Source organism: Pseudomonas sp. DR 5-09 (genome assembly GCF_001655595.1).
Classification (GTDB): Bacteria; Pseudomonadota; Gammaproteobacteria; order Pseudomonadales; family Pseudomonadaceae; genus Aquipseudomonas; species Aquipseudomonas pharyngis.
The window spans coordinates 1,399,419-1,424,887 of sequence record NZ_CP011566.1 but is presented as its reverse complement, the minus strand read 5'-3'; the positions used below and the strand labels follow the sequence as shown (position 1 = coordinate 1,424,887).

25 protein-coding genes are annotated in these 25,469 nt (G+C 61.2%); 17 read left to right on the top strand and 8 right to left on the bottom strand.

Annotated features, from left to right (window positions below):
• The first annotated feature begins 87 nt into the window (after positions 1-87).
• Positions 88-441, top strand: a complete 354-nt coding sequence (locus PDR5_RS06390) for a YkgJ family cysteine cluster protein (protein WP_039771496.1) — start codon at positions 88-90, stop codon at positions 439-441.
• 163 nt (positions 442-604) lie between these two features.
• Complete coding sequence (locus PDR5_RS06385) at positions 605-2,887, top strand: putative bifunctional diguanylate cyclase/phosphodiesterase (RefSeq protein WP_064593966.1); 2,283 nt, start codon at positions 605-607, stop codon at positions 2,885-2,887.
• On the opposite strand, the gene PDR5_RS06380 is transcribed toward PDR5_RS06385, so the two are convergent.
• Entirely contained in the window at positions 2,778-3,674 is an 897-nt protein-coding gene (locus tag PDR5_RS06380) for an NAD(P)-dependent oxidoreductase (RefSeq protein WP_172829471.1), read from the bottom strand. The two genes, PDR5_RS06385 and PDR5_RS06380, sit on opposite strands and share 110 nt — an antisense overlap.
• Positions 3,675-3,872: 198 nt before the next feature.
• Between PDR5_RS06380 and PDR5_RS06375 the strand changes: the two genes are divergently transcribed.
• Positions 3,873-6,074 carry a hypothetical protein gene (locus PDR5_RS06375; protein WP_064593964.1) on the top strand — a complete coding sequence of 734 codons (2,202 nt, stop codon included), beginning with the start codon at positions 3,873-3,875 and terminating at the stop codon, positions 6,072-6,074.
• A 310-nt stretch (positions 6,075-6,384) separates the two neighbouring features.
• On the opposite strand, the gene PDR5_RS06370 is transcribed toward PDR5_RS06375, so the two are convergent.
• Positions 6,385-6,690 carry a DUF2288 domain-containing protein gene (locus PDR5_RS06370; protein WP_064593961.1) on the bottom strand — a complete coding sequence of 102 codons (306 nt, stop codon included), beginning with the start codon at positions 6,688-6,690 and terminating at the stop codon, positions 6,385-6,387.
• 352 nt (positions 6,691-7,042) lie between these two features.
• Here PDR5_RS06370 and PDR5_RS06365 point away from each other — a divergent pair, with 352 nt between their 5' ends.
• The 9 genes from PDR5_RS06365 (at position 7,043) to PDR5_RS06325 (ending at position 14,686) form a co-directional block, all read left to right on the top strand.
• Entirely contained in the window at positions 7,043-8,170 is a 1,128-nt protein-coding gene (locus tag PDR5_RS06365) for a branched-chain amino acid ABC transporter substrate-binding protein (protein ID WP_064593959.1), read from the top strand.
• A gap of 231 nt (positions 8,171-8,401) precedes the next feature.
• A complete protein-coding gene (gene livH / locus PDR5_RS06360) occupies positions 8,402-9,325 on the top strand; it encodes a high-affinity branched-chain amino acid ABC transporter permease LivH (protein ID WP_007959165.1) in 924 nt (307 codons plus the stop codon).
• Entirely contained in the window at positions 9,322-10,578 is a 1,257-nt protein-coding gene (locus tag PDR5_RS06355; RefSeq protein WP_039771392.1) for a high-affinity branched-chain amino acid ABC transporter permease LivM, read from the top strand. The genes livH and PDR5_RS06355 overlap by 4 nt, the downstream gene beginning before the upstream one ends.
• Positions 10,575-11,342, top strand: coding sequence for a high-affinity branched-chain amino acid ABC transporter ATP-binding protein LivG (gene livG / locus PDR5_RS06350; protein WP_007959160.1), 768 nt, complete (start codon positions 10,575-10,577; stop codon positions 11,340-11,342). Before PDR5_RS06355 ends, livG begins: the two co-directional genes overlap by 4 nt.
• On the top strand, positions 11,343-12,044 hold the full coding sequence (locus PDR5_RS06345) for an ABC transporter ATP-binding protein (protein ID WP_003222380.1): 702 nt from the start codon (positions 11,343-11,345) through the stop codon (positions 12,042-12,044).
• A gap of 156 nt (positions 12,045-12,200) precedes the next feature.
• A complete protein-coding gene (locus PDR5_RS06340; protein WP_064593957.1) occupies positions 12,201-12,506 on the top strand; it encodes a BufA1 family periplasmic bufferin-type metallophore in 306 nt (101 codons plus the stop codon).
• Between the two features lie 25 nt (positions 12,507-12,531).
• Complete coding sequence (gene bufB / locus PDR5_RS06335; protein WP_064600701.1) at positions 12,532-13,419, top strand: MNIO family bufferin maturase; 888 nt, start codon at positions 12,532-12,534, stop codon at positions 13,417-13,419.
• Complete coding sequence (locus PDR5_RS06330) at positions 13,416-14,174, top strand: HvfC/BufC N-terminal domain-containing protein (protein WP_064593955.1); 759 nt, start codon at positions 13,416-13,418, stop codon at positions 14,172-14,174. Before bufB ends, PDR5_RS06330 begins: the two co-directional genes overlap by 4 nt.
• Positions 14,171-14,686 carry a DoxX family protein gene (locus tag PDR5_RS06325; RefSeq protein WP_064593953.1) on the top strand — a complete coding sequence of 172 codons (516 nt, stop codon included), beginning with the start codon at positions 14,171-14,173 and terminating at the stop codon, positions 14,684-14,686. The genes PDR5_RS06330 and PDR5_RS06325 overlap by 4 nt, the downstream gene beginning before the upstream one ends.
• Here the strand turns inward: PDR5_RS06325 and PDR5_RS06320 are convergent.
• Positions 14,635-15,543 (bottom strand): LysR family transcriptional regulator, encoded by a 909-nt coding sequence (locus tag PDR5_RS06320; protein WP_064593951.1) that lies wholly within the window; start codon positions 15,541-15,543, stop codon positions 14,635-14,637. The two genes, PDR5_RS06325 and PDR5_RS06320, sit on opposite strands and share 52 nt — an antisense overlap.
• A 103-nt stretch (positions 15,544-15,646) precedes the next feature.
• Between PDR5_RS06320 and PDR5_RS06315 the strand changes: the two genes are divergently transcribed.
• The 3 genes from PDR5_RS06315 (at position 15,647) to PDR5_RS06305 (ending at position 18,668) form a co-directional block, all read left to right on the top strand.
• Positions 15,647-16,246, top strand: coding sequence for a short chain dehydrogenase (locus PDR5_RS06315; RefSeq protein WP_064593949.1), 600 nt, complete (start codon positions 15,647-15,649; stop codon positions 16,244-16,246).
• 59 nt (positions 16,247-16,305) lie between these two features.
• Complete coding sequence (locus PDR5_RS06310; protein ID WP_064593947.1) at positions 16,306-16,959, top strand: COG3650 family protein; 654 nt, start codon at positions 16,306-16,308, stop codon at positions 16,957-16,959.
• Positions 16,960-17,054: 95 nt separating this feature from the next.
• On the top strand, positions 17,055-18,668 hold the full coding sequence (locus tag PDR5_RS06305; protein WP_064593943.1) for an NAD(P)/FAD-dependent oxidoreductase: 1,614 nt from the start codon (positions 17,055-17,057) through the stop codon (positions 18,666-18,668).
• Positions 18,669-18,805: 137 nt separating this feature from the next.
• Here the strand turns inward: PDR5_RS06305 and PDR5_RS06300 are convergent, their stop codons facing one another.
• Positions 18,806-19,900, bottom strand: a complete 1,095-nt coding sequence (locus PDR5_RS06300) for a PLP-dependent cysteine synthase family protein (RefSeq protein WP_064593941.1) — start codon at positions 19,898-19,900, stop codon at positions 18,806-18,808.
• Between the two features lie 246 nt (positions 19,901-20,146).
• Between PDR5_RS06300 and nhaA the strand changes: the two genes are divergently transcribed.
• The gene (gene nhaA, locus PDR5_RS06295; RefSeq protein ID WP_064593939.1) at positions 20,147-21,334 is read left to right on the top strand and encodes a Na+/H+ antiporter NhaA; all 1,188 of its coding nucleotides are present in this window, start codon (positions 20,147-20,149) and stop codon (positions 21,332-21,334) included.
• Positions 21,335-21,482: 148 nt separating this feature from the next.
• Here the strand turns inward: nhaA and PDR5_RS06290 are convergent, their stop codons facing one another.
• Positions 21,483-21,947: a glycine zipper 2TM domain-containing protein gene (locus PDR5_RS06290; protein WP_007969461.1), complete on the bottom strand. Its 465-nt coding sequence runs from the start codon at positions 21,945-21,947 to the stop codon at positions 21,483-21,485.
• 166 nt (positions 21,948-22,113) lie between these two features.
• Between PDR5_RS06290 and PDR5_RS06285 the strand changes: the two genes are divergently transcribed.
• Positions 22,114-22,350, top strand: coding sequence for a hypothetical protein (locus tag PDR5_RS06285; protein WP_039771369.1), 237 nt, complete (start codon positions 22,114-22,116; stop codon positions 22,348-22,350).
• A 5-nt stretch (positions 22,351-22,355) separates the two neighbouring features.
• On the opposite strand, the gene pdxH is transcribed toward PDR5_RS06285, so the two are convergent.
• The 3 genes from pdxH to PDR5_RS06270 all read right to left on the bottom strand — a co-directional run bounded on the left by pdxH (position 22,356) and on the right by PDR5_RS06270 (position 25,390).
• Positions 22,356-23,003, bottom strand: a complete 648-nt coding sequence (pdxH, locus tag PDR5_RS06280) for a pyridoxamine 5'-phosphate oxidase (protein WP_064593937.1) — start codon at positions 23,001-23,003, stop codon at positions 22,356-22,358.
• A 24-nt stretch (positions 23,004-23,027) separates the two neighbouring features.
• Complete coding sequence (locus tag PDR5_RS06275; protein ID WP_064593935.1) at positions 23,028-24,131, bottom strand: OmpA family protein; 1,104 nt, start codon at positions 24,129-24,131, stop codon at positions 23,028-23,030.
• Positions 24,132-24,244: 113 nt separating this feature from the next.
• The gene (locus PDR5_RS06270; protein WP_064593931.1) at positions 24,245-25,390 is read right to left on the bottom strand and encodes a serine hydrolase domain-containing protein; all 1,146 of its coding nucleotides are present in this window, start codon (positions 25,388-25,390) and stop codon (positions 24,245-24,247) included.
• Positions 25,391-25,469: the final 79 nt, after the last annotated feature.

Below are 25,469 nucleotides of genomic sequence, written 5' to 3'. Positions count from 1 at the left end.
GCCCCCCTTCCCAACGCCGTGGCGAAGCCTAGAATGGCCGCCGGATCCGTCCGGATCCTGCCGATCAACCCCTTTGATATCCCGCCCATGTCCGAAGTCAGTCCGTGTCTGAATTGCGGTGCCTGCTGTTCCCATTTTCGTGTGTCATTTTTCTGGGGTGAATGCGCATCCTCCGGCGGGACCGTGCCCGATGAACTGGTCACCCAGATCACGCCCAGCCGGGTCGCGATGATCGGCACCGACCGCAAGGCGCCGCGCTGCACCGCGCTGGAGGGCGAAGTCGGAACAGCCGTGAGTTGCACGATCTACGACAAGCGTTCCAGCCCCTGCCGGGAGTTCGAAGCGTCGTGGGAAAACGGCGAACAGAATACCGACTGCGACAAGGCACGTGCCCGTTTCGGCCTGCCACCGCTGCAACCGCACTGGAACGAAGTCGCCTGAATTCAGGCGCTTCAACGCTTAGAGCCAATCGCTATGACGCTAATGCCGAAATCATTAGCGCCAATGTGCCACTACCGCTTGCACGGCTAAAACCGCCTCTATACTGCAAACATTCGCCTGCGTTGATGACGCAGTAAGGACGTATTCAGAGACGGGGCATGCTATGGAGTGGCTTGGTTTGCAATTTGTTGCCGAGCAGCCGGAGAGCGGGCAGGTCATCCTCAATTGCACACACAATCCCCTGTTGGTGCTGGTGGCCTATCTGGTTGCCTGCGCCGCGAGTTTTGCCACCCTCGACATGGCCGAACGGGTCGCCCACGCTGAAGAGCCCGGTTCGCAACGCCTGTGGCGCTGGATCGGCGCAACCTGCCTGGCCGGCGGCATCTGGGCGATGCACTTCATCAGCATGCTGGCGTTCCAGGCGCCGATCGACATCCAATACGACCTGCCCGTGACCCTGTTTTCCCTGGTGATCGCGTTACTGGCGTCCTGGCTGGCGATGCACACCCTGAGCACGCCCCAACCGAACCTGCTGCAGTACCTCAAGACCGCCATCGTCATCGGCCTCGGCATCGCCGGCATGCATTACGTCGGCATGGCCGCCATCGAATCCGCCGCCACGGCCTACTACGAGCCCACCCTGTTCCTGTCGTCGATCGTGATCGCCATCGGCGCCAGCTTCGCGGCGTTGTGGGTTGCCGGCAACTTGCGCGAAGGCAGTGGCCTGCACATCCAGATGCTCAAATACCTGGCCGCGCTGATTCTCGGCGCCGGCATCCTCAGCATGCATTTCACCGGCATGGCGGCGCTGCAACTGGTGCTGCCCGAGGGGCAATTGCCGACCCTGGCGTCGCAATCCAGTCACCTGCAACTGGGCCTCACCGTCGCACTGATCACGTTGCTGATCCTGGGCAGCGCGATCAGCGCCGCGCTGGCCGACAAGAAGCTGCAGAACAAGGAACACGATCTGCGCCGGGTCAACGCCCTGCTCAGCCAGCTTGATCAGGCGCGCATGTCGCTGCAGCACGTGGCCAACTACGACGCCCTGACCAACCTGATCAACCGACGCGGTTTCAATCAGATCTTCGCCGAAAAACTCAGTCAGAAATCCAGCGAAGGCGGGATGCTGGCGGTGATGTTTCTCGACATCGACCACTTCAAACGCATCAACGACAGCCTCGGCCATGACGCCGGCGACGAACTGCTCAAGGTCATCGCCCAGCACATCAAGGGCTCGGTGCGCAGCCATGAAGACGTGGTGGCGCGATTCGGCGGCGACGAGTTCTGCATCCTCATCGGCCTGCGCGACCGCGAAGAAGCGCGCAATCTGGCCCAGCGCATCATGCTCAAGATGAAAGAACCGATCGAACTTGCCGGACGACGCATGGTGATGACCACCAGCATCGGCATCAGCCTGTTTCCCGAGGACGGCTCGACCTGCGATGAACTGCTCAAGCATGCGGATCTGGCGCTATACCAATCCAAGGGTGCCGGGCGCAACGGCGTGCATTTTTTCGATTCCAACCTGAAAAACCGCGCCAGCCTCGAACTGCAACTGGAGGAGGAACTGCGCCACGCGCTGCGTCAGGAGAACGGTCTGCTGCTGTATTACCAGCCGATCTTCGAACTCAAGACCGGCAAGGTCACCAAGCTTGAAGCGCTGATCCGCTGGCAGCACCCGGTGCACGGCCTGCTCACCCCGGATCGCTTCATTGCCATCGCCGAAAACAACGGCCTGATTGCCGAGCTCGACAACTGGGTCCTGCGCAAGGCCTGTGAAGATCTCGGCGAGCTGTCGCGCCATGGCTGTGAAGAGCTGAAGATCGCCTGGAACTGCTCACCGCTGAATCTGGCCCGGGAAGAGCTGGCCAATGAAATCGAGCACGCCTTGCGCAGCGCCGGGGTCGCCCCGGAACGGCTGGAACTGGAGGTCACCGAAAACGCCTTGATGGGCAACATCGCCAACACCCTGGTGCTGCTGCGGCAGATCCGCGCCCTCGGCGTGTCATTGTCGATCGACGACTTCGGCACCGGCTATTCGTCGCTGGCCTATCTCAAGCGCCTGCCGCTCAACACCCTCAAGGTCGACCGCTCGTTCATCCTCGACATCCCCAAGGCCACCGCCGACATGGAAATCGTCCAGGCGATCATCGTCATGGCGCACACCCTGCATTTGCAGGTGGTCACCGAAGGCGTCGAAAGCCTGGAGCAATACGAATTCCTCGAGCGCTCGGGCTGCGACTTCATTCAGGGCTACCTGCTCAGCCGTCCGGTGCCACTGGCCGAACTGCGCCCGGTACTGGAGGAAATCAACCAGCGCAAACACGCGCACGTGCTCAATCCGCTGAGTCTGGCGCGCGGTACATTTGCACCAGTGTCGCTGGATCCTTCTGCAAAAAGCCTTGTGCCCCATGCAGGCGCATCAGTTGTGCGGCCAATCCGCTGATCGGTGTGGCCGAACCGGTTTCCCGGGAAAATATCACCGCGGTATCCAGATCCTTGAGCAGCGTGCGCACGTGCCATTTCACCGGTTCGAAACGGCTTTCGGCCATTTGCGGGGCGAGGATCTGCAACGGTTTCGAATCGGCAAAACCACCGGCCAGCGCTTCGGCAATCAGGCTGGCATCGACCCCGGCCTGCTCGGCCAGCGCCACCACTTCGGCGATCACCAAAGCGTTGCAGGCGACGATCATCTGATTGCAGGCCTTGGTCACCTGACCGGCGCCGACGCCACCCATGTGCGTGACGCGCTGCCCGAGTTCGAGCAATACCGGTCGTACGCGATCAAGATCCGCTGCATCACCGCCCACCATGATCGCCAGGCTGCCGGCCTCGGCCCCGACCACCCCGCCGGACACCGGCGAATCGAGCCAGGCCATGCCTGCCTTGTCGGCCAGTTCGGCGGCCATTTCACGGGTGGCCGTCGGTTCAAGGCTGGAAAAATCCACCAGCAACTGACCGGGTTTCGCCCCCTCAGCCACGCCGGCCGGACCGAACACCACTTCGCGCACCACCGCCGTGTCGGCCAGGCACAGCATCACCACGTCAGCCTGCTCACAGAGTTCGGCGGGAGTCGCCACCTGCCGGGCGCCGGCCTCGACCAGCGGCGCGCACTTGGCCGGGTTGCGGTTCCACACGGTCAGCGGGTAACCGGCGGCCAGCAGACGGCGGCACATCGGCAGGCCCATCAGGCCGATTCCGGCAAAACCCAACGAAGGTCGCGTTGACATCATTTAGCCTCCTTTTGATTAAAGATCGCCGAATAATGGCCGATCCATCATCAATCAGGAAAGGATTCCCCCGCGCGGCACTCAGGTCATACCCCCTGACGCACGGGCCTAACACGCGCAAGAAAAAGACGCGAGATTCCCATTCCGTGAGGTTCGACGACAGCGGTCGTTGAACCAACCAGTCCAGGTAGATGGCGCTCAATGACTTCTAAAAACAATCCGGCCACTGCGGTATCCGATCTGACTCTGAGCCCTGCGGCGAACAGCCCTGCCCCGATGAAGCCATTGCCCCCCTCGCGCCCGCTGGGCACCCAGCAATACCTGTACTTCACCGAAACCAATACCGACCGCATCCTCGACAACCTCGATGGCCTGCGTGACCTGGTGTTCCCGCGCCCGCCGCACCTGGAAGGCGACAACGAACAGCACAACGATCAGGAATTCCCGTCGGTGTGCCTGATCGGCCTCGGTCGCTGCGGCTCCAACATCGCCCTCGACGTGGCGGAGCTGGTGTACAACGCGCGCAAGTTCTACCTCAACGAATTCAACAGCGAAGATCGCGCGGCTGACCGTCGCCTGGCCTCCGACAAAGGCTACAGCCCGGCCCAGTGGATCAAGCAGAACCTGCGGATCGGCCCGAACAAGTCGACCAAACCGGTGTTCCTGGTGGAACCGCTGGTGATGCTCGGCGACCTCGACAAGGACATCGCCGGGCGTATCCGTTTCTCGCGCAAGGGCGAAAAAAGCGGTTTCCTGCGCGACTACAGCAAGATGAAGATCATGGACTTGTCCGAAGTCCACGCCGGTGGCGCCGGTAACGCGCCGATCCTCGGCCAGTACCTGGCGAAGATCATCCTGAACAAGGACACCCAGCGTTTCTCCAGCCCTGACTGGAAAATGATCCACTCGTACCTGATCGACAGCTGCGGCATCAAGGCCAACCAGTCGCGCCTGTATTTCTCGATCTTCAGTGCCGGCGGTGGTACCGGTTCGGGCATGGCCTCGGAATTCGGCCTGGCCCAGCAGCACTCGTACATGAACAAGACGTTCGACACCAAGCCGATGGACGAGCATGACGGAAAGAGCGGTCACTCCTTCGTGTTCGAACCGATCTTCACCAGCGGCATCTGCGTGCTGCCGAACATTTCCGACCACCGCAGCGAAATGTCCGAGGCGCTGCACATCAACGCCGGTCGTCTGCTGTGCAAATACCTCTCGGAAGAATGGGATTTCTCGTACAACTTCGCCAACGAAGACAGCAGCGAAGCCAGCGTCATGGGCCGTATCCGCCCATGGAACGCGATGATGCTGATTTCCAACGACATCATGCGTTACGCCGAAGAGAGCGATGACGGCAACATCCAGAACATTGATGTCAATGCGATGGAGAAGCACGCCAACCAATACATCTCGCAGCAGATCTTCAACATTCTGACGGCCCAGGCGGTCACGACCGACTACGACCAGAACTATTTCCGTCGCGCCGGCATCGACATCGGCGAGACCATTCGCCTGGACGCCAACGACCTGTTCATGAGTCTGGCCGGCCCGGTGGCGATTGCCTACGCCGAATCCGTGGTGCCGGAAACCCCGCCGCCGAGCAGCGACAAGTTCAAGGTGTTCGACAAAGAGCCGCAGCGCCTGAACATCGACGACCTGTTCTTCCGCTCGATCGACCTGCCGCACTTCAATAAAGTGACCCAGGCCATCGAAGGCATCAGCCTGCTGCCGATCGAGTCCAAGCGTTATCGCGCCTCGCTTGAGCAATACAAGAACTCCGGCTACGACGCGGCTGCGCTGCACGACCTGCACTTCTTCAAGAACTGCTCGTCGGTGGTCTCGATCGTTTCGCTGCCGAAAGACTACAAGCTGTCGTACATGGACCTGAACCGGTTGAAGACCCACCTCAACAGCCTGTTCCCCAACACCACGCTCAAGCGCTACGCGCTGGTGATCGGCGCCTCGGCCAACCTGTCGCTGACCACCCTGATCGCCAAGAGCCCGTGCCTGTCGGACGACTTCCTGACGCTGATCGTGGCGTTCATCAAGCGCTGCTTCGCCAAGACCCCGTACCGTTTCGACGAGACCCTGGACAACTCGATCCTCGATTTCATCATTCAGGAAGAGTTCGACGAGGACCGCATCGACGACCTGCTCAACGAATTCGAGAACCCGGCGAAGATCCTCGATACCAACTGGTACGCGATCAAGCCGATGTACGAGAAGAAGTACCGCGAGTTGATCAACGACAAAGAGAAGTTTGTCTCGATCAATGACATTCGCCTGTCGCGCGATTGCGTGAAGAAGTCGATCAAGTACCTGCGCGAGATCTACCGTCACCGGATCGGCAAGACCAAGGTTATTTCCCTCAATAACCATACGGGCAAGACTTACACGGTCTGATCCAGACCCGAGTCGCCCCATTCGCGAGCAAGTCGAATCGTCGCACCGCCACTCCCACATTTGGAATGCATTCCCCTGTGGGAGCGGGCTTGCTCGCGAAGAGGCCCGCTAATTCACTGAATATTTCAGCCTTTCCAACATCCCGAAACAATTAAGCAGCCGTCAGGCTGCTCAATAAACTGTGCCCGTTACGTTTACGTCACCGTTATGCCACCCTCGCCTGTGGCATTTCTCTACGGCAATCGGCCATCACGCTACTCCGCTACACACTTTTTGCCGGTCAGCGCCCGCACCAACAAGGTGCAACCCGTCAGGTCGCCGCCCTTTCCTGGACCAGGATCCACGGTCGGACCACCACCGCCCACATCTCGGGATCACGCTCGAAGATATCCAGCGCCCGCGTTTCAGACAGCTTGGCGACCTTGTCTTCAGCCAGCCAGGCAGCGACTTTCTCGCCCTGATCCGATGCCACGGCCTCAGCGACCGCGATCAAATCCAGGCTGGCGTCGACCCACAATAGGGCACCCTGGGCATAGAAGCGCTCCAACTCTTTCCAGGTAATAGATGCGGTTTCACCAAGCAGCTTGGCATAGAGGGTGCTAGGTTCTTGATTCATGGGACTGTCCGGAAAAGAAATCGGCGCGAATGATAACGTCGGTGGTCCGGCAGAAAAACCCGGTTGCAAAAGGCCGTACCGAACGAAAAGAGCAGGAACGCCAAGGAATGCTGATGATTGGGGCATAAGCCCTTTGAACGTCCCGCCGCAATTCTGTCTTTTTCTTTCATTAAAGCGACACCCTCAGGTTTTGCCCCCTGGCGCCAGCTTCCCAGGCCAACAACCGGCGCTCTACACTGTACCGGTACAGTTGCCGGGGGCTTTTCCGGAGGGTATCGCCCAGATATCTGTCCCGGTTCTGCTGCTACGGCGTCAGGACTCTAAAAAAATACAACAGTAAGAGTGGAGCACTATGACTAAGGCTACTAAGCAGATTTCCAAACTGTTTGCCGCTATGGTTCTGGCCGGGGTTGCCAGCCATTCGTTCGCAACTGACACCATCAAGATCGGTATCGCCGGCCCTAAAACCGGTCCAGTAGCCCAGTACGGCGACATGCAGTTCAGTGGCGCGAAAATGGCCATCGAACAGATCAACGCCAAGGGCGGCGTCGACGGCAAGAAGCTCGAAGCCGTTGAATACGATGACGCCTGCGATCCCAAACAAGCGGTAGCGGTCGCGAACAAGGTCGTCAACGACGGCGTCAAATTCGTGGTCGGTCACCTGTGCTCCAGCTCCACCCAGCCTGCTTCGGACATCTACGAAGACGAAGGCGTGATCATGATCACCCCGGCTGCCACCAGCCCGGACATCACCAACCGTGGTTACAAAATGGTCTTCCGCACCATCGGTCTGGACAGCGCCCAGGGCCCTGCCGCCGGTAACTACATTGCCGATCACGTGAAGCCGAAAATCGTCGGCGTGCTGCACGACAAGCAGCAGTACGGTGAAGGCATCGCCACCGCCGTCAAATCCACCCTCGAGAAGAAAGGCACCAAGGTTGCCGTGTTCGAAGGCGTCAACGCCGGCGACAAGGACTTCTCCGCGATCATCGCCAAGCTCAAGCAAGCCAACGTCGACTTCGTCTACTACGGCGGCTACCACCCGGAGCTGGGCCTGATCCTGCGTCAAGCCCAGGAAAAAGGCCTGAAAGCCAAATTCATGGGTCCGGAAGGCGTGGGTAACGACTCGATCACCCAGATCGCCAAGGACGCGTCCGAAGGCCTGCTGGTGACCCTGCCGAAGTCCTTCGACCAGGATCCGGCCAACGTGGCCTTGGCCGATGCATTCAAGGCCAAGAAAGAAGACCCGAGCGGTCCGTTCGTGTTCCCGTCCTACTCGGCCGTTGAAGTGATTGCCGAAGGTATCAAGGCTGCCAAGTCCGAAGATGCTGCCAAGGTGGCTGAAGCCATCCACAAAGGCACCTTCAAGACACCTACCGGCGACCTGAGCTTCGACGACAAGGGCGACCTGAAGGACTTCAAATTCGTGGTTTACGAGTGGCACAACGGCAAACCTAAAACCGAAGTGTCGCCTCAGTAAGGCGCTGCCTGACTGACTGCCAATAAAGCCCACGGCGTGCCGTGGGCTTTGTTTTACGAATGTATTGGGCCGCGCTGGCGTGATCCGCCAGTCTCCCCACCTGAAAATCTCAAAACCGTCATCAGCGGTTCGCTGGCAAAACCCGGATTCGAAGTGGATATAGATCCACGGGACCGGGCGGGAAAATGACTCCACCAGTGAAATGCGTATCAGGTTTTTAGGAGCGCTGTAATGCCTGACATCTATCACTTCTTCCAACAGCTGGTTAACGGCTTGAACGTTGGCAGCATGTATGCCCTGATCGCCATCGGCTACACGATGGTCTACGGCATCATTGGAATGATCAACTTCGCCCACGGCGAGGTGTACATGATCGGCTCCTACGTGGCGTTCATCGCCATCGCCGGGCTGACCATGATGGGACTCGAAAGCGTCCCGCTGTTGATGACCGTGGCGTTCATCGCCAGCATCGTCGTCACCAGTTCCTACGGTTACAGCATCGAACGCATTGCCTACCGCCCGTTGCGCGGCAGCAACCGTCTGATCCCGCTGATTTCCGCGATCGGTATGTCGATCTTCCTGCAGAACACGGTTCTGCTGGCGCAAGACTCCAAGGACAAAGCAATCCCCAACCTGATTCCGGGCAACTTCGCCTTCGGCCCGGGTGGCGCACATGAAGTGCTGATTTCCTACATGCAAATCGTGGTGTTCGTGGTGACGCTGATCGCCATGCTCGGCCTCACGCTGTTCATCTCCCGCTCTCGCCTGGGCCGCGCCTGCCGCGCCTGCGCCGAAGACATCAAGATGGCCAACCTGCTGGGCATCAACACCAACAACATCATCGCCCTGACCTTCGTCATCGGTGCTGCGCTGGCGGCCGTCGCGGCCGTGCTGCTGAGCATGCAATACGGCGTGATCAACCCGAACGCCGGTTTCCTCGTCGGCCTCAAGGCCTTCACCGCCGCGGTACTGGGCGGGATCGGCAGCATCCCCGGCGCCATGCTCGGCGGGCTGGTGCTCGGGGTGGCGGAAGCCTTTGGCGCCGATATCTTCGGCGACCAGTACAAGGACGTCGTGGCTTTCGGCTTGTTGGTTCTGGTGCTGTTGTTCCGTCCGACCGGCATTCTGGGCCGTCCGGAGGTTGAGAAAGTATGACTAGGAATCTTAAACAGGCGCTGTTCAGCGCCTTGCTGGTCTGGGCCGTGGCCTATCCGGTACTGGGTCTGAAACTGACCATCGTCGGCATCAACCTGGAAGTGCACAACACCAGCCCGGCCATTCTGGCGACCATCGCCATCTGCTCGGTGCTGATGTTCCTGCGAGTGCTGTTCAACCAGCAGATCAGCAAGGCGTGGCGTTCGTCGCCGGGCATGCCGCTGATCCCGGCCAAGGCCAGCAACTTCCTGACCCTGCCTTCCACCCAGCGCTACTTCATCATCGCGCTGATCATCGGTGCGCTGGTGTGGCCGTTCTTCGGCTCCCGTGGCGCGGTGGACATCGCGACGCTGATCCTGATCTACGTGATGCTCGGCCTGGGCCTGAACATCGTGGTCGGTCTGGCCGGTCTGCTCGACCTGGGTTACGTCGGTTTCTACGCCGTCGGCGCCTACAGCTACGCGCTGCTGTCGCACTACTACGGCCTGAGCTTCTGGATCTGCCTGCCGATCGCCGGCCTGATGGCGGCGACGTTCGGCTTCCTGCTCGGCTTCCCGGTGTTGCGTCTGCGCGGCGACTACCTGGCGATCGTGACCCTCGGTTTCGGGGAAATCATCCGCCTGTTCCTGCGTAACCTGACCGACATCACCGGCGGCCCGAACGGCATCAGCAACATCGAGAAACCGACGTTCTTCGGCCTGACCTTCGAACGCAAGGCTGCGGAAGGCCTGCAAACCTTCCACGAATATTTCGGCCTGCAATACAACTCGATCAACAAGGTGATCTTCCTCTACCTGGTTGCCCTGCTGCTGGCGCTGGCGGCGCTGTTCATCATCAACCGCCTGCTGCGCATGCCGATCGGCCGTGCGTGGGAAGCACTGCGTGAAGATGAAATCGCCTGCCGCGCGCTGGGTCTCAACCCGACCGTGATCAAGCTCTCGGCGTTCACCCTGGGCGCGAGCTTCGCCGGTTTCGCCGGCAGCTTCTTCGCCGCCCGTCAGGGTCTGGTGACGCCGGAATCGTTCACCTTCATCGAGTCCGCCATCATCCTCGCCATCGTGGTGCTGGGTGGCATGGGCTCGCAGTTGGGCGTGATTCTCGCGGCCGTGGTGATGATCCTGCTGCCGGAAATGATGCGTGAGTTCAGTGAGTACCGCATGTTGATGTTCGGCGCCCTGATGGTGCTGATGATGATCTGGCGACCTCAAGGTCTGCTGCCCATGCAACGTCCTCACATGGAGCTGCGCAAATGAGCCGCGAGATCCTGAAAGTCGAAAATCTGAGCATGCGCTTCGGCGGCCTGCTGGCGGTCAACGGCGTGGCCCTGACCGTCAAAGAGAAACAGGTGGTTGCACTGATCGGGCCGAACGGCGCGGGCAAGACCACCGTGTTCAACTGCCTGACCGGTTTCTACCAGCCATCGGGCGGCAGCATCCTGCTGGACGGCGAGCCGATCCACGGCCTGCCGGGCCACAAGATCGCCCTCAAAGGCGTGGTGCGCACCTTCCAGAACGTGCGCCTGTTCAAGGACATGACGGCGGTCGAGAACCTGTTGATCGCCCAGCACCGTCACCTGAACACCAACTTCCTGTCCGGCCTGTTCAAGACTCCGGCGTTTCGCAAGAGCGAGCGCGAGGCCATGGAATTCGCCGAATACTGGCTGGAAAAGGTCAACCTGAAAGAGTTCGCCAACCGCCCCGCCGGCACCCTGGCTTACGGTCAGCAACGTCGCCTGGAAATCGCCCGCTGCATGATGACCCGCCCGCGGATCCTCATGCTCGACGAACCGGCCGCCGGTCTGAACCCGAAGGAAACCGAAGACCTCAAGGCGCTGATCAGCGTGCTGCGTGAAGAGCACAACGTGACCGTGCTGCTGATCGAACACGACATGAAACTGGTCATGAGCATTTCCGACCACATCGTCGTGATCAACCAGGGCACGCCCCTGGCCGACGGCACGCCGGAGCAGATCCGCGACAATCCTGAAGTGATCAAAGCCTACCTGGGGGAAGCGTAAATGCTGCAGTTCGAAAACGTTTCCACCTTCTACGGCAAGATCCAGGCCCTGCACAGCGTCAACGTCGAAGTCCGCCAGGGCGAGATCGTGACCCTGATCGGCGCCAACGGTGCCGGCAAGTCCACCCTGCTGATGACGCTCTGCGGTTCGCCGCAGGCCCACAGCGGCAGCATCCGCTACATGGGTGAGGAACTGGTCGGCCAGGACTCGTCGCAGATCATGCGCAAGAGCATTGCCGTGGTGCCGGAAGGCCGTCGGGTGTTTGCCCGTCTGACCGTCGAAGAAAACCTGTCTATGGGCGGTTTCTTCACCGACAAGGGCGACTATCAGGAGCAAATGGATAAGGTCCTCGGACTTTTCCCACGCCTGAAAGAACGCTTCAATCAACGCGGCGGCACCATGTCCGGCGGCGAACAGCAAATGCTCGCCATCGGCCGTGCGCTGATGAGCAAGCCGAAACTGCTGCTGCTCGACGAGCCGTCGCTGGGCCTGGCACCGATCATCATCCAGCAGATCTTCGACATCATCGAACAGCTGCGCAAGGACGGTGTGACGGTGTTCCTGGTCGAACAGAACGCCAACCAGGCGCTGAAAATCGCCGACCGCGCCTACGTTCTGGAGAACGGCCGGGTGGTGATGCAAGGCACCGGCGAAGCGCTGCTGACCGACCCGAAAGTGCGCGAGGCGTATCTCGGCGGTTGATCGATCGCTTCAAAAAAAACGGCCTTCGGGCCGTTTTTTTTGTGCCCGGCAAAAAAACTTTTACTGATCGCTGTAACGCATCGCCGAGTCGTTTCTCTAGTGGGGCAAGCAAGCGCAATCGCTTGTTCAAACCCAAGTTCAAACCGGAGAAACATCATGACTGCTACCACCCGCACCCTGTCCGCCACCGCCCTGGTTCTGGCCCTCGGTTCCGCCCTGAGCATCGCTGTCGTCTCCACCGCCCACGCCGCTGACGACAACATGGAAAAATGCTTCGGCGTGGCCATGAAAGGCAAGAACGATTGCGCCGCAGGCGCGGGCACCACCTGTGCCGGCACCGCGAAAATGGATCATCAGGCCAACGCCTGGAAACTGGTCCCGAAAGGCACCTGCACCACCACTGAAAGCAAAACCTCGCCGACCGGTTTCGGTCAGCTCGAAGCGTTCAAAGCCAAGTCCTGATCCGGGAGCCGCCCGAGTGTCGATCATGATCACATCCTGCGACCATGCCTTAAGCCGCACTCGGGCAGCCCTTTCCGGGCTCCCGTCCCGTGCCGGGCTGGGGCTCAAGAGCGAGCACTTCAGCGAAGTGCTCGACTCACGACCTGACATCGGCTTCTTCGAAGTCCACGCCGAAAACTACATGGTGGCCGGCGGCCCGTTTCACCATTTTCTGGGTTTGATCCGCGACGCGTATCCGCTGTCGTTGCATGGCGTCGGGCTGTCCATCGGGGCCGAAGGCCCGCTGGATGTCCAGCACCTCAAACGCCTGGCCGCGCTGATCGAGCGCTATCAACCCCACTCCTTTTCCGAACACCTGGCCTGGTCGAGCCATGGACCGGTGTTTCTCAATGACTTGTTGCCCCTGGCCTACGACACGCCGACGCTGAACCGCGTCTGCGACCACATCGACCAGGTACAAAGCACCCTCAAACGTCCGATGCTGCTGGAAAACCCGGCGACCTACCTGGCATTCGAGCGCTCGACCATCGACGAAGCCGATTTCATCCGTGAGGTCATCCGGCGCACTGGCTGCGGTCTGTTGCTGGACGTGAACAATGTCTACGTCTCATGCATCAACCATCAGCGCGATCCCCTGACTTACCTCGATGCCCTGCCGCTGCATGCAGTGAGCGAAATTCATCTGGCGGGGTTTGCCGAAGATGCCGACAGCCTCGGTGATCGCTTGCTGATCGACGATCACGGCGCACCGATCGATCAAGCGGTCTGGTCGCTGTACCGGCTAGCGCTGGAACGTGTCGGCCCGGTGGCGACGCTGATCGAACGGGACAATCAGGTGCCGGCCCTCAAGGTGCTGTTGGCGGAAGCGCAGCAGGCCGACGAGCTGTTGCTGTTCGCGGGAGGTCGGCCATGAGCACTCAAGCCGCATTCAGCGCAGCGTTGCTCGATATCGCTCTGCCCTGCCCCGACGGTTTGTACAGCGCCAACGGTGCCGACCCGGCCAGCCGTTTCGCGGTGTACCGCAACAATGTTCAGAGCTCGTTGATCAACGCACTGGCCGACGGTTATCCCGTGGTGATGCAGCTGGTGGGGGACGAATTCTTCCGGGCCATGGCCGGAATTTTCGTGCAAAGCCATCCGCCACACAGTCCGTTGATGAGTGACTACGGCAGTGAGCTGGCGGATTTCATCAGCGGCTTCGAACCAGCCTCGAGCGTTCCCTACCTGGCCGATGTCGCGCGACTGGAACGCCTGCGTACGCTGGCCTATCACGCGGCCGATGCGTTGCCTGTGAGTCAGGAGCGGATCGCCACTGTATTTGCAGACGCCGATGCGCTGAATGAACTGCGCATCGGCCTGCACCCTTCGCTGTATCTGCTCGATTCAAACTTCGCCGTGGTGGACATCTGGGCCGCGCATCAGCACGACGCGACCCTGGCCGGGATCGATCTCAACCACGCCCAACACGCGCTGATCCTGCGCAATGAACTGGAGGTCGAGGTGTTCGCCGTGGATCGCGGCGCCAGTCAATTTATTCGCCAGCTCAAGGCCGGTCAGTCACTCACGCAGGCGCTGGAATCCGCCGAGGCCTTCGACCTCAGCCAGACCCTCGCCCTGCTGATCAGTCGCCAAGTCATCACTCATTTGCATCCAAAGGTGTCGTCATGAACAGCCTCATTGTCCGCGCCATCGCGCTGCTGGAAAAAATCCCCCACAGTCTGATCGCTTTCATCGCGCGTTTTTCCATCGCAGCGGTGTTCTGGAAATCCGGGCAGACCAAGGTCGAAGGGCTGGCCGTCGACCTGATCGATGGCACCTTCGAGTTCGGCTGGCCGCGTCTGGCCGACTCGACGATTCCACTGTTCAAGAGCGAATACCACGTGCCGCTGCTTTCGCCGGAAATCGCCGCGCACCTGGCAGCGTTCGCCGAACACTTTTTCCCGATCCTGATCCTCATCGGCTTCGCCACGCGCTTTTCGGCGCTGGCGTTGCTGGGCATGACCCTGACCATTCAACTGTTCGTGTATCCGGATGCCTACCCGACCCACGGCACCTGGATGGCGGTGTTGCTGTACCTGATGGCCACCGGGCCGGGAAAAGTGTCGATCGATCACCTGATCGCCCGGCACTACAACCGGTCCAGCGCTTCGCCGCTGAGTTTGAACCAGCCGATCAGGTAATCCGCCAGTACCTGAGTGCGTTTCGGTAGCCCGCCCTGATACGGATGCACCAGATACATCGGCATGCGGCGGGTCTGAAAATCGCGCAGGAGCCAACGCAATCGGCCGTCAGCCAATTCCGTCTGCAACAGGTAGGACGGCAGGCGAGCGATCCCGGCGCCGGCCAATGCGGCTTTCTTCAACAGGTTGTAGTGATTGCTGGCGAACGGCCCCGACACCCGCACCCGCAGCAGTTCGTGCTGCTGGTGATAAAGCCATTCCTCGCGACCGCTGTAGTGACTGTTGAGCAGGCAACGGTGTTCGGCCAGTGCCTGTGGCGTCAGCGGTTCGCCAAAGCGCTCCAGATAGTCAGGGCTGGCGCAGGTCATTTCCTGCCAGGCCAGCAGCGGCCGGGCCACCAGTCGCTCGTCATTGGCCACTTCGGTGCGGATCGCCAGATCGAAGCCGTCGCGGGACAGGTCGCGGTAGCTGTTGTTCAGCTCCAGTTCGATCTGCACCTCGGGGTATTTCTGCGAAAAATCCAGCAGCAGTCCGTCGAAGAAGGTTTCTCCCAGCGACACCGGAACGGTCATACGCACCGGGCCGGCCATGTCGTCCTTCAATCGCGCCAATGCCTGACGCGCTCTTTCAACCTGGACGACAAGCGCCTGAGCCTGTGGCAACAATGCCGCACCGGCCGCCGTCAGGCTAAGACGACGCGTGGTGCGTTGCAGCAACACCACGGAAAACCGCGCCTCCAACTGACTGATGCGCTTGGACAACTGTCCCTTGCTGCACCCCAGTTGCTGCGCCGCCAGGGTAAAGCTGCCGGCCTCGATCAACACCGCGAACGCCGCCAGATCATCCATCTCGCTCATGGATTGTTTCCAATTGAAAACCAAAGGTTGCCCATTAGTGCGCTTATCCGCAGAAAAAACCACTCTAGACTGAATCCTCGTTCAATCACTTGAGGCAATCACGATGAAAATTCTGTTGATCGGCGCGGGCGGCACCATCGGTTCGGCCGTAGACAAAGAGCTGTCGCAGCGTCATGAAGTCATTCGTATCGGTCGCAGCAGCGGCGATTATCAGGTGGATATCAGCGACAGCGCATCGATTCGCAAGCTGTTCGAACAGACCGGCAAGTTCGACGCGCTGGTCTGCGCCGCCGGCAACGTGACCTTCGCCCCGCTGGGTGACATGACCGAAGACAGCTTCGCCCTCGGCCTGAAAGACAAGTTGATGGGCCAGGTCAATCTGCTGCTGATCGGCCGCGAATTCGCCAACGACGGCGCCTCGTTCACCTTCACCACCGGCGTACTCAGTCACGATCCGATCCGCAGCGGCGCGTCGGCTGCACTGGTCAACGGCGCGCTGGACAGCTTCGTGCGGGCCGCCGCCATCGAACTGCCACGCGGTCTGCGCGTAAACTCGATCAGCCCGACCGTGCTGGTCGAAGCCATGGGCAGCTACGCCCCGTACTTCCGTGGCTACAAGCCGGTTCCTGCGGCGGATGTGGCATTGGCCTACGCCAAAAGTGTCGAAGGCTTGCAGACAGGTCAGACATTTCACGTGGGCTAAACCCTTGTGATGAACGGTCAGCCTGCGTAACGTGGCGGCACTTGTCTGGAGAGCCGAAGATGCGTGTTGCCCGTTCCCTGATCGTTGTTGCCCTGCTCCCGTTGTTTGCCGCGTGCCAGTTGTTCGATGGCGCGCGGGAAAGCGCCTCCCACGTCGGCCAGACGCGGATGCAGGGGCAACTGACCGCTGCCGACGGCAAACTGGTGTTCCAGGCCTGCGGCGAGCAGCGCCAATACGTAGTCAATGACATCGGCGGCACCAGCGTCCTGCAAGAGGCCGCCACCCTGGCCGATGAGCAAGGCAAGCTGTTCGCCGACGTGCGCGGGAAGATCGCCGGCGACCGCCTCGACCTGACCCAGCTCTATCGCGTCGAACGCTCCGGCACTGCCTGCGACGATCCCAACTTCAAACAGTTGATCCTGCGCGCCGCCGGTCATGGCCCGGAATGGAACGTCAAGGTCAGCGGCAAGGGCCTGGTCATCGACCGCGAAGGCCAGCCGCCGCTCGCCGTGCCTTACGTCGAAGAACAACTGGGCGATGGCCGCTTCAACCTCAGCAGCGAAGCCAACAACCAGCGCATCGAATTGTGGGTGGCGCCGCAGCGCTGTGTCGACAGCAGCACCGGCAGCGTGCAGCACATGAGCGCCGAGTTGCGTATCGACGGCCAGGTACAGCGCGGTTGCGGGTATTTCGGCGGTTCGCGCAACGACTGATCGTTTTACCCTCACGGGATCCGGCCGATGCGGCTTATAATCGCCGCCTTCAAACGCCCTGGCGCAGTTGTGCGCCCCGCGAACCGGATCCTGTCATGTTACGAATCACCGAACTCAAGCTGCCGATCGACCATCCCGACGAAGACCTGCGCGCTGCCATCGTGCAACGCTTGGGCATTGCCAGCGATGACCTGCTCGATTTCACCTTGTTCAAGCGCAGCTACGATGCGCGCAAAAAGTCCTCCGAACTGTGCTTCATCTACACCATCGACCTCGAAGTGCGCGACGAGGCCAAAGTGCTGGGCAAGTTCGCCGACGACCGTAACGTCAATGTGGCGCCGGATGTCAGCTACAAATTCGTCGGGCAGGCGCCAAGCGACCTGAGCCAGCGCCCGATCGTGGTCGGTTTCGGCCCGTGCGGGATCTTCGCCGGTCTGCTGCTGGCACAGATGGGCTTCAAGCCGATCATCCTTGAGCGCGGCACCGAAGTACGCCAGCGCACCAAGGACACCTGGGGCCTGTGGCGCAAAAGCGTGCTCAACCCCGAGTCCAACGTGCAGTTCGGCGAAGGCGGCGCGGGCACGTTCTCCGACGGCAAGCTGTACAGTCAGATCAAGGATCCGAAATTCCTCGGCCGTAAAGTCCTGCATGAGTTCGTCAAGGCCGGCGCGCCGGAAGAAATCCTCTACGTCAGCAAACCGCACATCGGTACGTTCCGTCTGACCGGCATGGTCGAGACCATGCGTGAAGAGATCCGCGCCCTGGGCGGTGAAGTGCGCTTCCAGGAACGCGTCACCGACGTGCTGATCGAAGACGGCCAACTGGTCGGCGTCGAGCTGGCCAGCGGCGAAATCCTGCACTCCAGACACGTGATCCTGGCCCTCGGCCACAGTGCCCGCGACACCTTCCGCATGCTCCACAGCCGTGGCGTGTTCATGGAAGCCAAGCCGTTCTCGGTAGGTTTTCGCATCGAACACCCGCAATCGTTGATCGACCGTGCGCGCCTCGGCAAGTACGCCGGCCACCCCAAGTTGGGCGCCGCCGACTACAAACTGGTGCACCACGCCAAGAACGGCCGCTCGGTCTACAGCTTCTGCATGTGCCCGGGCGGCACCGTGGTGGCGGCGACTTCCGAGCCGAACCGCGTGGTCACCAACGGCATGAGCCAGTACTCGCGTAACGAGCGCAACGCCAACTCCGGCATCGTCGTCGGCATCACCCCGGACGTCGACTATCCAGGCGGCCCGCTGGCCGGGATCGAGTTGCAGGAACGTCTGGAGTCCCACGCCTTCATCCTTGGCGGCAGCGACTACAAGGCGCCGGCGCAACTGGTCGGCGACTTCATCAACGACATTCCTTCGACCAAACTGGGCGAAGTCGAACCGTCGTACAAACCGGGCGTGGCACTGGGCGATCTGGCCCTGGCCCTGCCGGACTTCGCCATCGAAGCCATTCGCGAAGCGTTGCCGGCGTTCGAGAAGCAGATTCGCGGTTATTCGCTGCACGATGCGGTGCTGACCGGGATCGAGACCCGCACCTCGTCGCCGCTGCGCATCACGCGTAACGAGACGCTGCAGAGCATGAACGTCAAAGGTCTGTTCCCGGCCGGTGAAGGCGCGGGTTATGCGGGCGGGATTCTGTCGGCGGGTGTTGACGGGATCCGGATTGCTGAAGCCGTGGCGCGTGACATCCTAGGCCTTGAGGCCTGATAAAAAAGCTTTGAAGTGACATAAAACCTGTGGGAGCGAGCCTGCTCGCGATCGTGGTAGACCAGTCAACATTTCTGTTGAAGGTCAAACCGCTATCGCGAGCAGGCTCGCTCCCACATTGGTTTGAGCTTTTGGCGTCAGATATTGGCGCGTAGAACCGAGGTCGGCAGCGCCTCCCCCTTCTCGGCACTCGCCGCCACAGCCGCTATCAATCCCTCCAGCTCATAGCCCTGCGCCTTGAGCCACGCCTGATCGTAATAGGTGTCCGCGTAACGCTCGCCACCATCGCACAGGATCGCCACGATCGAGCCCGACTCCCCCGCCGCTTTCATCTGCTGCGCCGCCATCAATGCGCCGATCAGGTTAGTGCCGCTCGACCCGCCGACATGCCGGCCCAGACGCTGCGCCAGGTAATGCATGGCCGCCAGCGACAACGCATCCGGCACCTTGACCATCGCGTCGATCACCTTCGGCAGGAACGACGCTTCCACCCGTGGCCGGCCGATCCCCTCGATCCGCGAACCGTGGTCCAGACGCAGGCTGGCGTCGCCAGTCTGGTAGTAGTCGAAAAACACCGAACGCTCGGCATCAGCGCACAGCACGCGGGTGCAGTGCTGGCGATAACGCACGTAACGACCGAGGGTCGCGGTGGTACCGCCAGTGCCGGGGCTGGAGATCAGCCAGGCCGGGCATGGATGCTGTTCGTAGCGCATTTGCTGGAAGATCGATTCGGCGATGTTGTTGTTCGCCCGCCAGTCAGTGGCGCGTTCGGCGTAGGTGAACTGGTCGATGAAGTGACCGTCGTGTTCGCGGGCCAGGCGTTCGGATTCGGCGTAGATCTGGGTCGGATCATCCACCAGATGACTCTGGCCACCGTAGAAGGCGATCTGCGCAATCTTTTCCTTGGAAGTGGTCGCCGGCATCACCGCAATGAACGGCAGGCCGAGCATCCGCGCGAAGTACGCTTCGGAAATCGCCGTCGAACCGCTGGACGCCTCGATCACCGGTGCGCCGGGCTTGAGCCAGCCGTTACACAAGGCGTAGAGAAACAGCGAACGGGCCAGCCGGTGCTTGAGGCTGCCGGTCGGGTGGCTGGATTCATCCTTGAAATACAACTCGATGCCCGGAAACCCCGGCAGCGGCAAGGGGATCAGGTGGGTGTCGGCGCTGCGCTGGAAGTCCGCTTCGATAATCCGGATGGCTTCGCGGGCCCACTGTCGGTTGTCGCTCATGGCTGTCGTTCTCGTTGAATCGGGCAGAAGTGCCTTTACAGGCTCAGCCCCCAAGCTTAGGAAAAAACCTACGGCACCGACAGATACAGCTGAACTTCAATCCCTTGGGCAACTGCTAGGCTCTCCTGCACGTGGAGGCCGATGCCTGTAACCATATATAACAAAAAAGAATATAACTTTTGTTTTAACAACTAACGGTACGGGTTAGGGTGTGCCACCTTTTGACTTTATCGATGGAGAGCGACCTTGCCTCTGCGTAGCACTTTCACGCGTTTCTTTCAGTTGGAAGCTGCCAGCGGTCTGTTATTGATCGCCGCGGCCATCCTGGCTCTGATCATCAACAACTCGCCGCTGTCGTGGTTGTACAACGGCCTGCTCGACACCCCGGTGGTGGCGCAGATCGGCGCATTGAAAATCGCCAAGCCTCTGCTGCTGTGGATCAACGACGGCCTGATGGCGCTGTTCTTCCTGCTGATCGGCCTGGAAGTGAAGCGCGAAGTCCTCGACGGTCAGTTGTCCAAGCCGTCGCAGATCGTCCTGCCCGGTGCGGCGGCGATCGGCGGCATGCTGGTGCCGGCACTGATCTACTGGTTCCTCAACCGCGACAACCCGGCCGCCCTCGATGGCTGGGCGATTCCGACCGCCACCGACATCGCCTTCGCCCTCGGCGTACTGGCCTTGCTCGGCAAGCGCGTGCCGGTGTCGCTGAAGCTGTTCCTGATGACCCTGGCGATCATCGATGACCTCGGTGCCATCGTGATCATTGCGATCTTCTACTCCGGTGAGTTGTCGACCCTGTCGCTGGGCCTGGCGGCGGCGTGCATCGCGGCGCTGGTGGCGATGAACCGGCTCGGGGTGGTCAAGCTCGGGCCGTACATGATCATTGGTTTGATCCTCTGGGTCTGCGTGCTCAAGAGCGGTGTCCACGCCACGCTGGCCGGCGTAACCCTGGCATTCTGCATCCCGCTGCGCACCAAGAATGCCGAGCCTTCGCCGCTATTGGCCCTCGAACACGCGCTGCACCCGTGGGTCGCCTACGGCATTCTGCCGCTGTTCGCCTTCGCCAACGCCGGCCTGTCGCTGACCGGCGTGACCGCCGAAAGCTTCACCCACCACGTCCCGATGGGCATCGCCGTCGGCCTGCTGCTGGGCAAGACTCTCGGCGTGTTCGGCCTGACCTGGCTCGCCGTAAAAATCGGCATCGCCGCCCTGCCCAACGGCGCCAACTGGGGCCAGGTGCTGGGCGTGGCGATCCTCTGCGGGATCGGCTTCACCATGAGCCTGTTTGTCGGCTCCCTCGCCTTCGTGCCGGGCGCCAGTGAATACGCCGGGATGGACCGAATGGGCATTCTCACCGGCTCGGTGTTTGCGGCATTGATCGGTTATGCGGTGACGTTGGCGGCGAGCAGAAAGAACACCGCGTTGCCTTCCTGATACTCCGTGGATCGCTGTAGCGAACAATCCTCACGTCTTTAGAGACGCGTCCTACAGCCACGATTTTCCTGCTTCGTTAATGGCGCAACCCAACAAAAAACCCCGACCAGTCACCTGATCGGGGTTTTCTTTTACCGCTCGTTTGCGCTTAGTGCGAAACGCGGCTGGTCCCGCCAACGGTCGAAATCCGTACCCGCTCACCCACGCGGAACACTTCATTCTCCTGCACTTGCTGCACATAGGCGCGCATGCTGCCGTCGTCTTCACGTACGGTGATTTCAACACCTTGGGTGCGGGTCAGGCCTTCTTCGGTGGCCGAACCGATCAGGCCGCCGGCCACGGCACCGATAACGGCTGCAACGATGCTGCCTTTGCCGCCGCCGATCGCGCTGCCACCGACGCCGCCAACCACTGCACCGGCAGCGCCGCCGATCGGGGTCTTGGTGCCTTCAATTTTCACCGGACGCAGGGATTCGATGGTGCCCATGCGAATCGTCTGCACGCGACGCGCTTCGTCACGGGAGTAGGAGTCACCGGTCAGGCTCGACTGGCAGCCGGTCAGCAACATCGCCATCGTGGAAAAGGAAGCAACCAGCAGAACAGACTTACGCATAGCATCAACTCCAAAGGACAGGTATTCATTAAACTCCGCAGCTTGACGCCTGTCACGGCGTCGCCCGGATTAAGTTGCTTTCATTCAGGCCCGGTACAGGCGCCCGCGAACTCACCCAACAGTAGCGCCAAATTCCATTTCCTGCGCCGCCGACCCAAGGATTTCCATGGATTACTTCATCATTGTCGTCACCACCGCCGCCGGTCTGTACTTCCATTGGTGGCTGTATGTACGGATCAAACGCTGGATGGATCGCGATCTGGCATTGTCACTGGCCGGCAAGGATGAAGGCAAACGCGCGTTCATGCTCGAACGGCTGGAGCAAGCTCAGGCGCAGAAGATCAAGCGCCGGGACCTGCCGAAGTGGCTCGAAGCCGCTGCGGCAGGCTATCCCGCTCGGTAGACTGCTCAGGGTGCCAGACGTTCAAGAATCCAGTCGGCGCCCTGCACACGGTAGTTGAGGCGATCGTGCAGACGGCTCGCGCGGCCCTGCCAGAACTCGATGCGCTCGGGGAGCAGGCGGTAACCGCCCCAGTGTTCCGGGCAGTGAGGCTGAGTGTCGGTGAAGCGTTGCTCGGTCGCCTTGAGCAAGTCTTCCAGTTCACCCCGGCCGTTGATCACCCGGCTCTGCGGTGAGGCCCAGGCGCCAAGTCTGCTGCCCAGCGGCCGCACTTGATAGTACGCGTCGGACTCTTCAGGCGTGACCTTCAGCACCCGCCCTTCAATCCGCACCTGGCGCTCGAGGGTCGGCCAGAAGAACGTCATGGCAGCGAACGGGTTCGCCGCCAGATGCTGGCCCTTGGCGCTTTCGTAGTTGGTGAAGAAGGTGAAGCCCTGCTCGTCCAGGCCCTTGAGCAGCAGAATGCGGCAATGCGGACGGCCGTCCGCATCCACTGTGGCCAGGGTCATGGCGTTGGCTTCCACTGGCGCCTGTTCGGTTTTCACCGCTTCGGCAAACCACTGGTGAAACAACGCAAAGGGCTCCGCCGGGGCTTGCGCCTCGGTCAGGCCGTCCCGGGTGTAATCACGACGCATATCTGCCAGAGACTGGGTCACGGCGCATTCCTTTTCGTTAGCGGATCACTTTTTAGTGGTATCGGTCGCAGCGACTTTCTTGTCGGTTGCAGCGGCTTTGGCGGGCGCGGTCTTTTTCGCCGGAGTCTTGGCCGGGGCCTTTTTCGCTGGAGCCTTGGCAGCGGCTTTCTTGGCCGGGGCCTTTTTGGTGGCCGGTACAGCGGCTTTCTTCGCAGCTGGCGCCGGGGTCACCGGTTTGGCGACAGGCTTGACGTCCTGGGCAGCGACCATGGTCACTGGCTTCGGTGCCGGCATGTTGTATTTGCTCAGCAGCGCGACCATGGTGTTCTGCGGGGTCACCAGCAGTTCGACACGACGGTTCAGGGCGCGACCTTCAACGCTGTCGTTGGCGGCACGCGGTGCCTCGGAACCCATGCCGCGCAGCATCAGGCGATCACGCTGCAGACCGCTGAGGCGGAAGATCGCCGCCACGGCCTGGGCGCGTTCCTGGCTCAGCTTGATGTTGGCCGGAGCGGCACCGGTCGTGTCACTGTGACCCAGCACCAGCACGGCGGTTTTCGGGTCGGCTTCAAGGATTTTCGCGACGCGAGTGAACGGGCCGAGAGTCACTGGCAGCAGCATGGCCGGGCGATCCGGGTTGAACGAGCCTTCCACCGGCGCGGTCACGACCAGCACGTTTTCACGGCGTTCGAGTTGCAGATTGCTGTCCTTGATCGCGGTGCGCAGGCGCGGTTCGTAGTCATCCAGCCAGGCTTGAGTGACTTTCGGATCGGGCATCGGCACGACTTTGGCCGTGTCCTGCTCCTTGCCGCCGAACGGCCACCACCATTTGCCGCCCTTGTCGGCTTCAGCCTTGGCGACTTCGACCGGTTTGGCCTCGGGTTTGGCTTCAGCTTTCACTTCAGGCTTGGCCGCCGAGTCGTCGGAGCCGAACGGCCAGTACCAGGGACTGCTGCTCTCGGCCTTGGCCACCGGCGCGGTGGCGGCCGGCTTCAACGGTGCAGGCGCCGGAACCGGCTCCTTGGCTGCGACTTTGTCGGAAGAACCGAACGGCCACCAGCTGCCGCCATCGGCGTCGTTCTTCGGAGTCTGTGCACAACCGGTCATTGCGAAACACAGGGCCAGGGCGAGAGTTTGTTTGGACGACATTGGAAACCCACAAAAATAATTAGTGAACAATCAGAGGACTTTCGCCCGGATAAACAGACGCTTTGAAACGAAATTCGCCATGAGGTTCCGGCCCTGGAACCTCGGACGACGCTTTACAGACAAGTGGCAAGTACCCGCGCCAGCTTCTGCGCGCGCGGATCCATCAGGACATACGGCCCAAGGGTATTTGTCACAAATCCGAAGGCCACATCGTGCTCCGGATCAGCAAAACCGATGGAACCACCCGCACCCGGATGCCCGAATGCACGCGGGCCGAGGCCGTAGGTGGCATTCGGCACGTCGGGTTGATCAAGCATGCAACCGAGACCGAAACGGGTGCGGGTCAGCAAGGTCTTGTCCTCGCCGAGGCTGTGTTCACGGGTCAGTTCTTCGAGCATTTCGCTTTCCAGCAGGCTGCCGTCGAGCAGACCGGCGTAGAACCCGGCCAGACTGCGGGCATTGCCGTGGCCGTTGGCCGCTGGTTGCTGCATGCGGCGCCATTCCGGCTTGTTGGTGCTGGTGAGCACCGACGGCGGATTGGTGAAGGCCCGGGTGGTCATCGCCGTCGGCTCGCGCATGGTCACTTGCAGCAGGCGCTGGGCGGCGGCGTCGCCGGTGTTGCCCTTGCCACGGGCAATGTGCGCCACGCGATGGAATTCTGCGTCGGCCAGACCGACATGAAAATCCAGCCCCAGCGGTTTCGCGACCCGCGCCACGATCGATTCCCCCGGCCCGCGACCGTCGGCACGCCGCAGCAATTCGCCGATCAGCCAGCCGTAGGTGATCGCGGCATAGCCGTGACCGGTGCCCGGCGTCCACCACGGTGCTTCGGCCGCGAGGGCGTCGACCATGGTCTGCCAGTCGTACAGTGCTTCAGGCGCGAGCAATTCGCGCAGGGCCGGCAGACCGGCCTGATGGCAAAGCAGTTGGCGCAGGGTGACGGATTCCTTGCCGGCGGCGGCGAATTCCGGCCAGTAACGGGCAACCGGCGCATCGAGCTGCAACTTGCCTTCGGCAACCAGTTGCAGCGCGGTGACGGCGGTGAAGGTCTTGGTGCAGGAGAACAGGTTGGCGATGGTGTCGCTGTGCCAGGCCTCGGCGCCATCCTTGTCGGCGGTGCCTGACCAGAGATCAAGGACGGTTTCCCCGCCGACCCGGATGCACAACGCGGCGCCGCGTTCCTGGGGATCGTCGAACAGTGCGGCGAAAGCTTCGCGCACCGCTTCGAATTGAAGCTCGTAATGTCCCTGAATCTGCACCCGCAACTCCCCCGCGAAAACGCTCTACAAAGTGGCCCGCATTGTTCCAGCCCGTGAGGCTTTTGGGAACCGCTGCGGG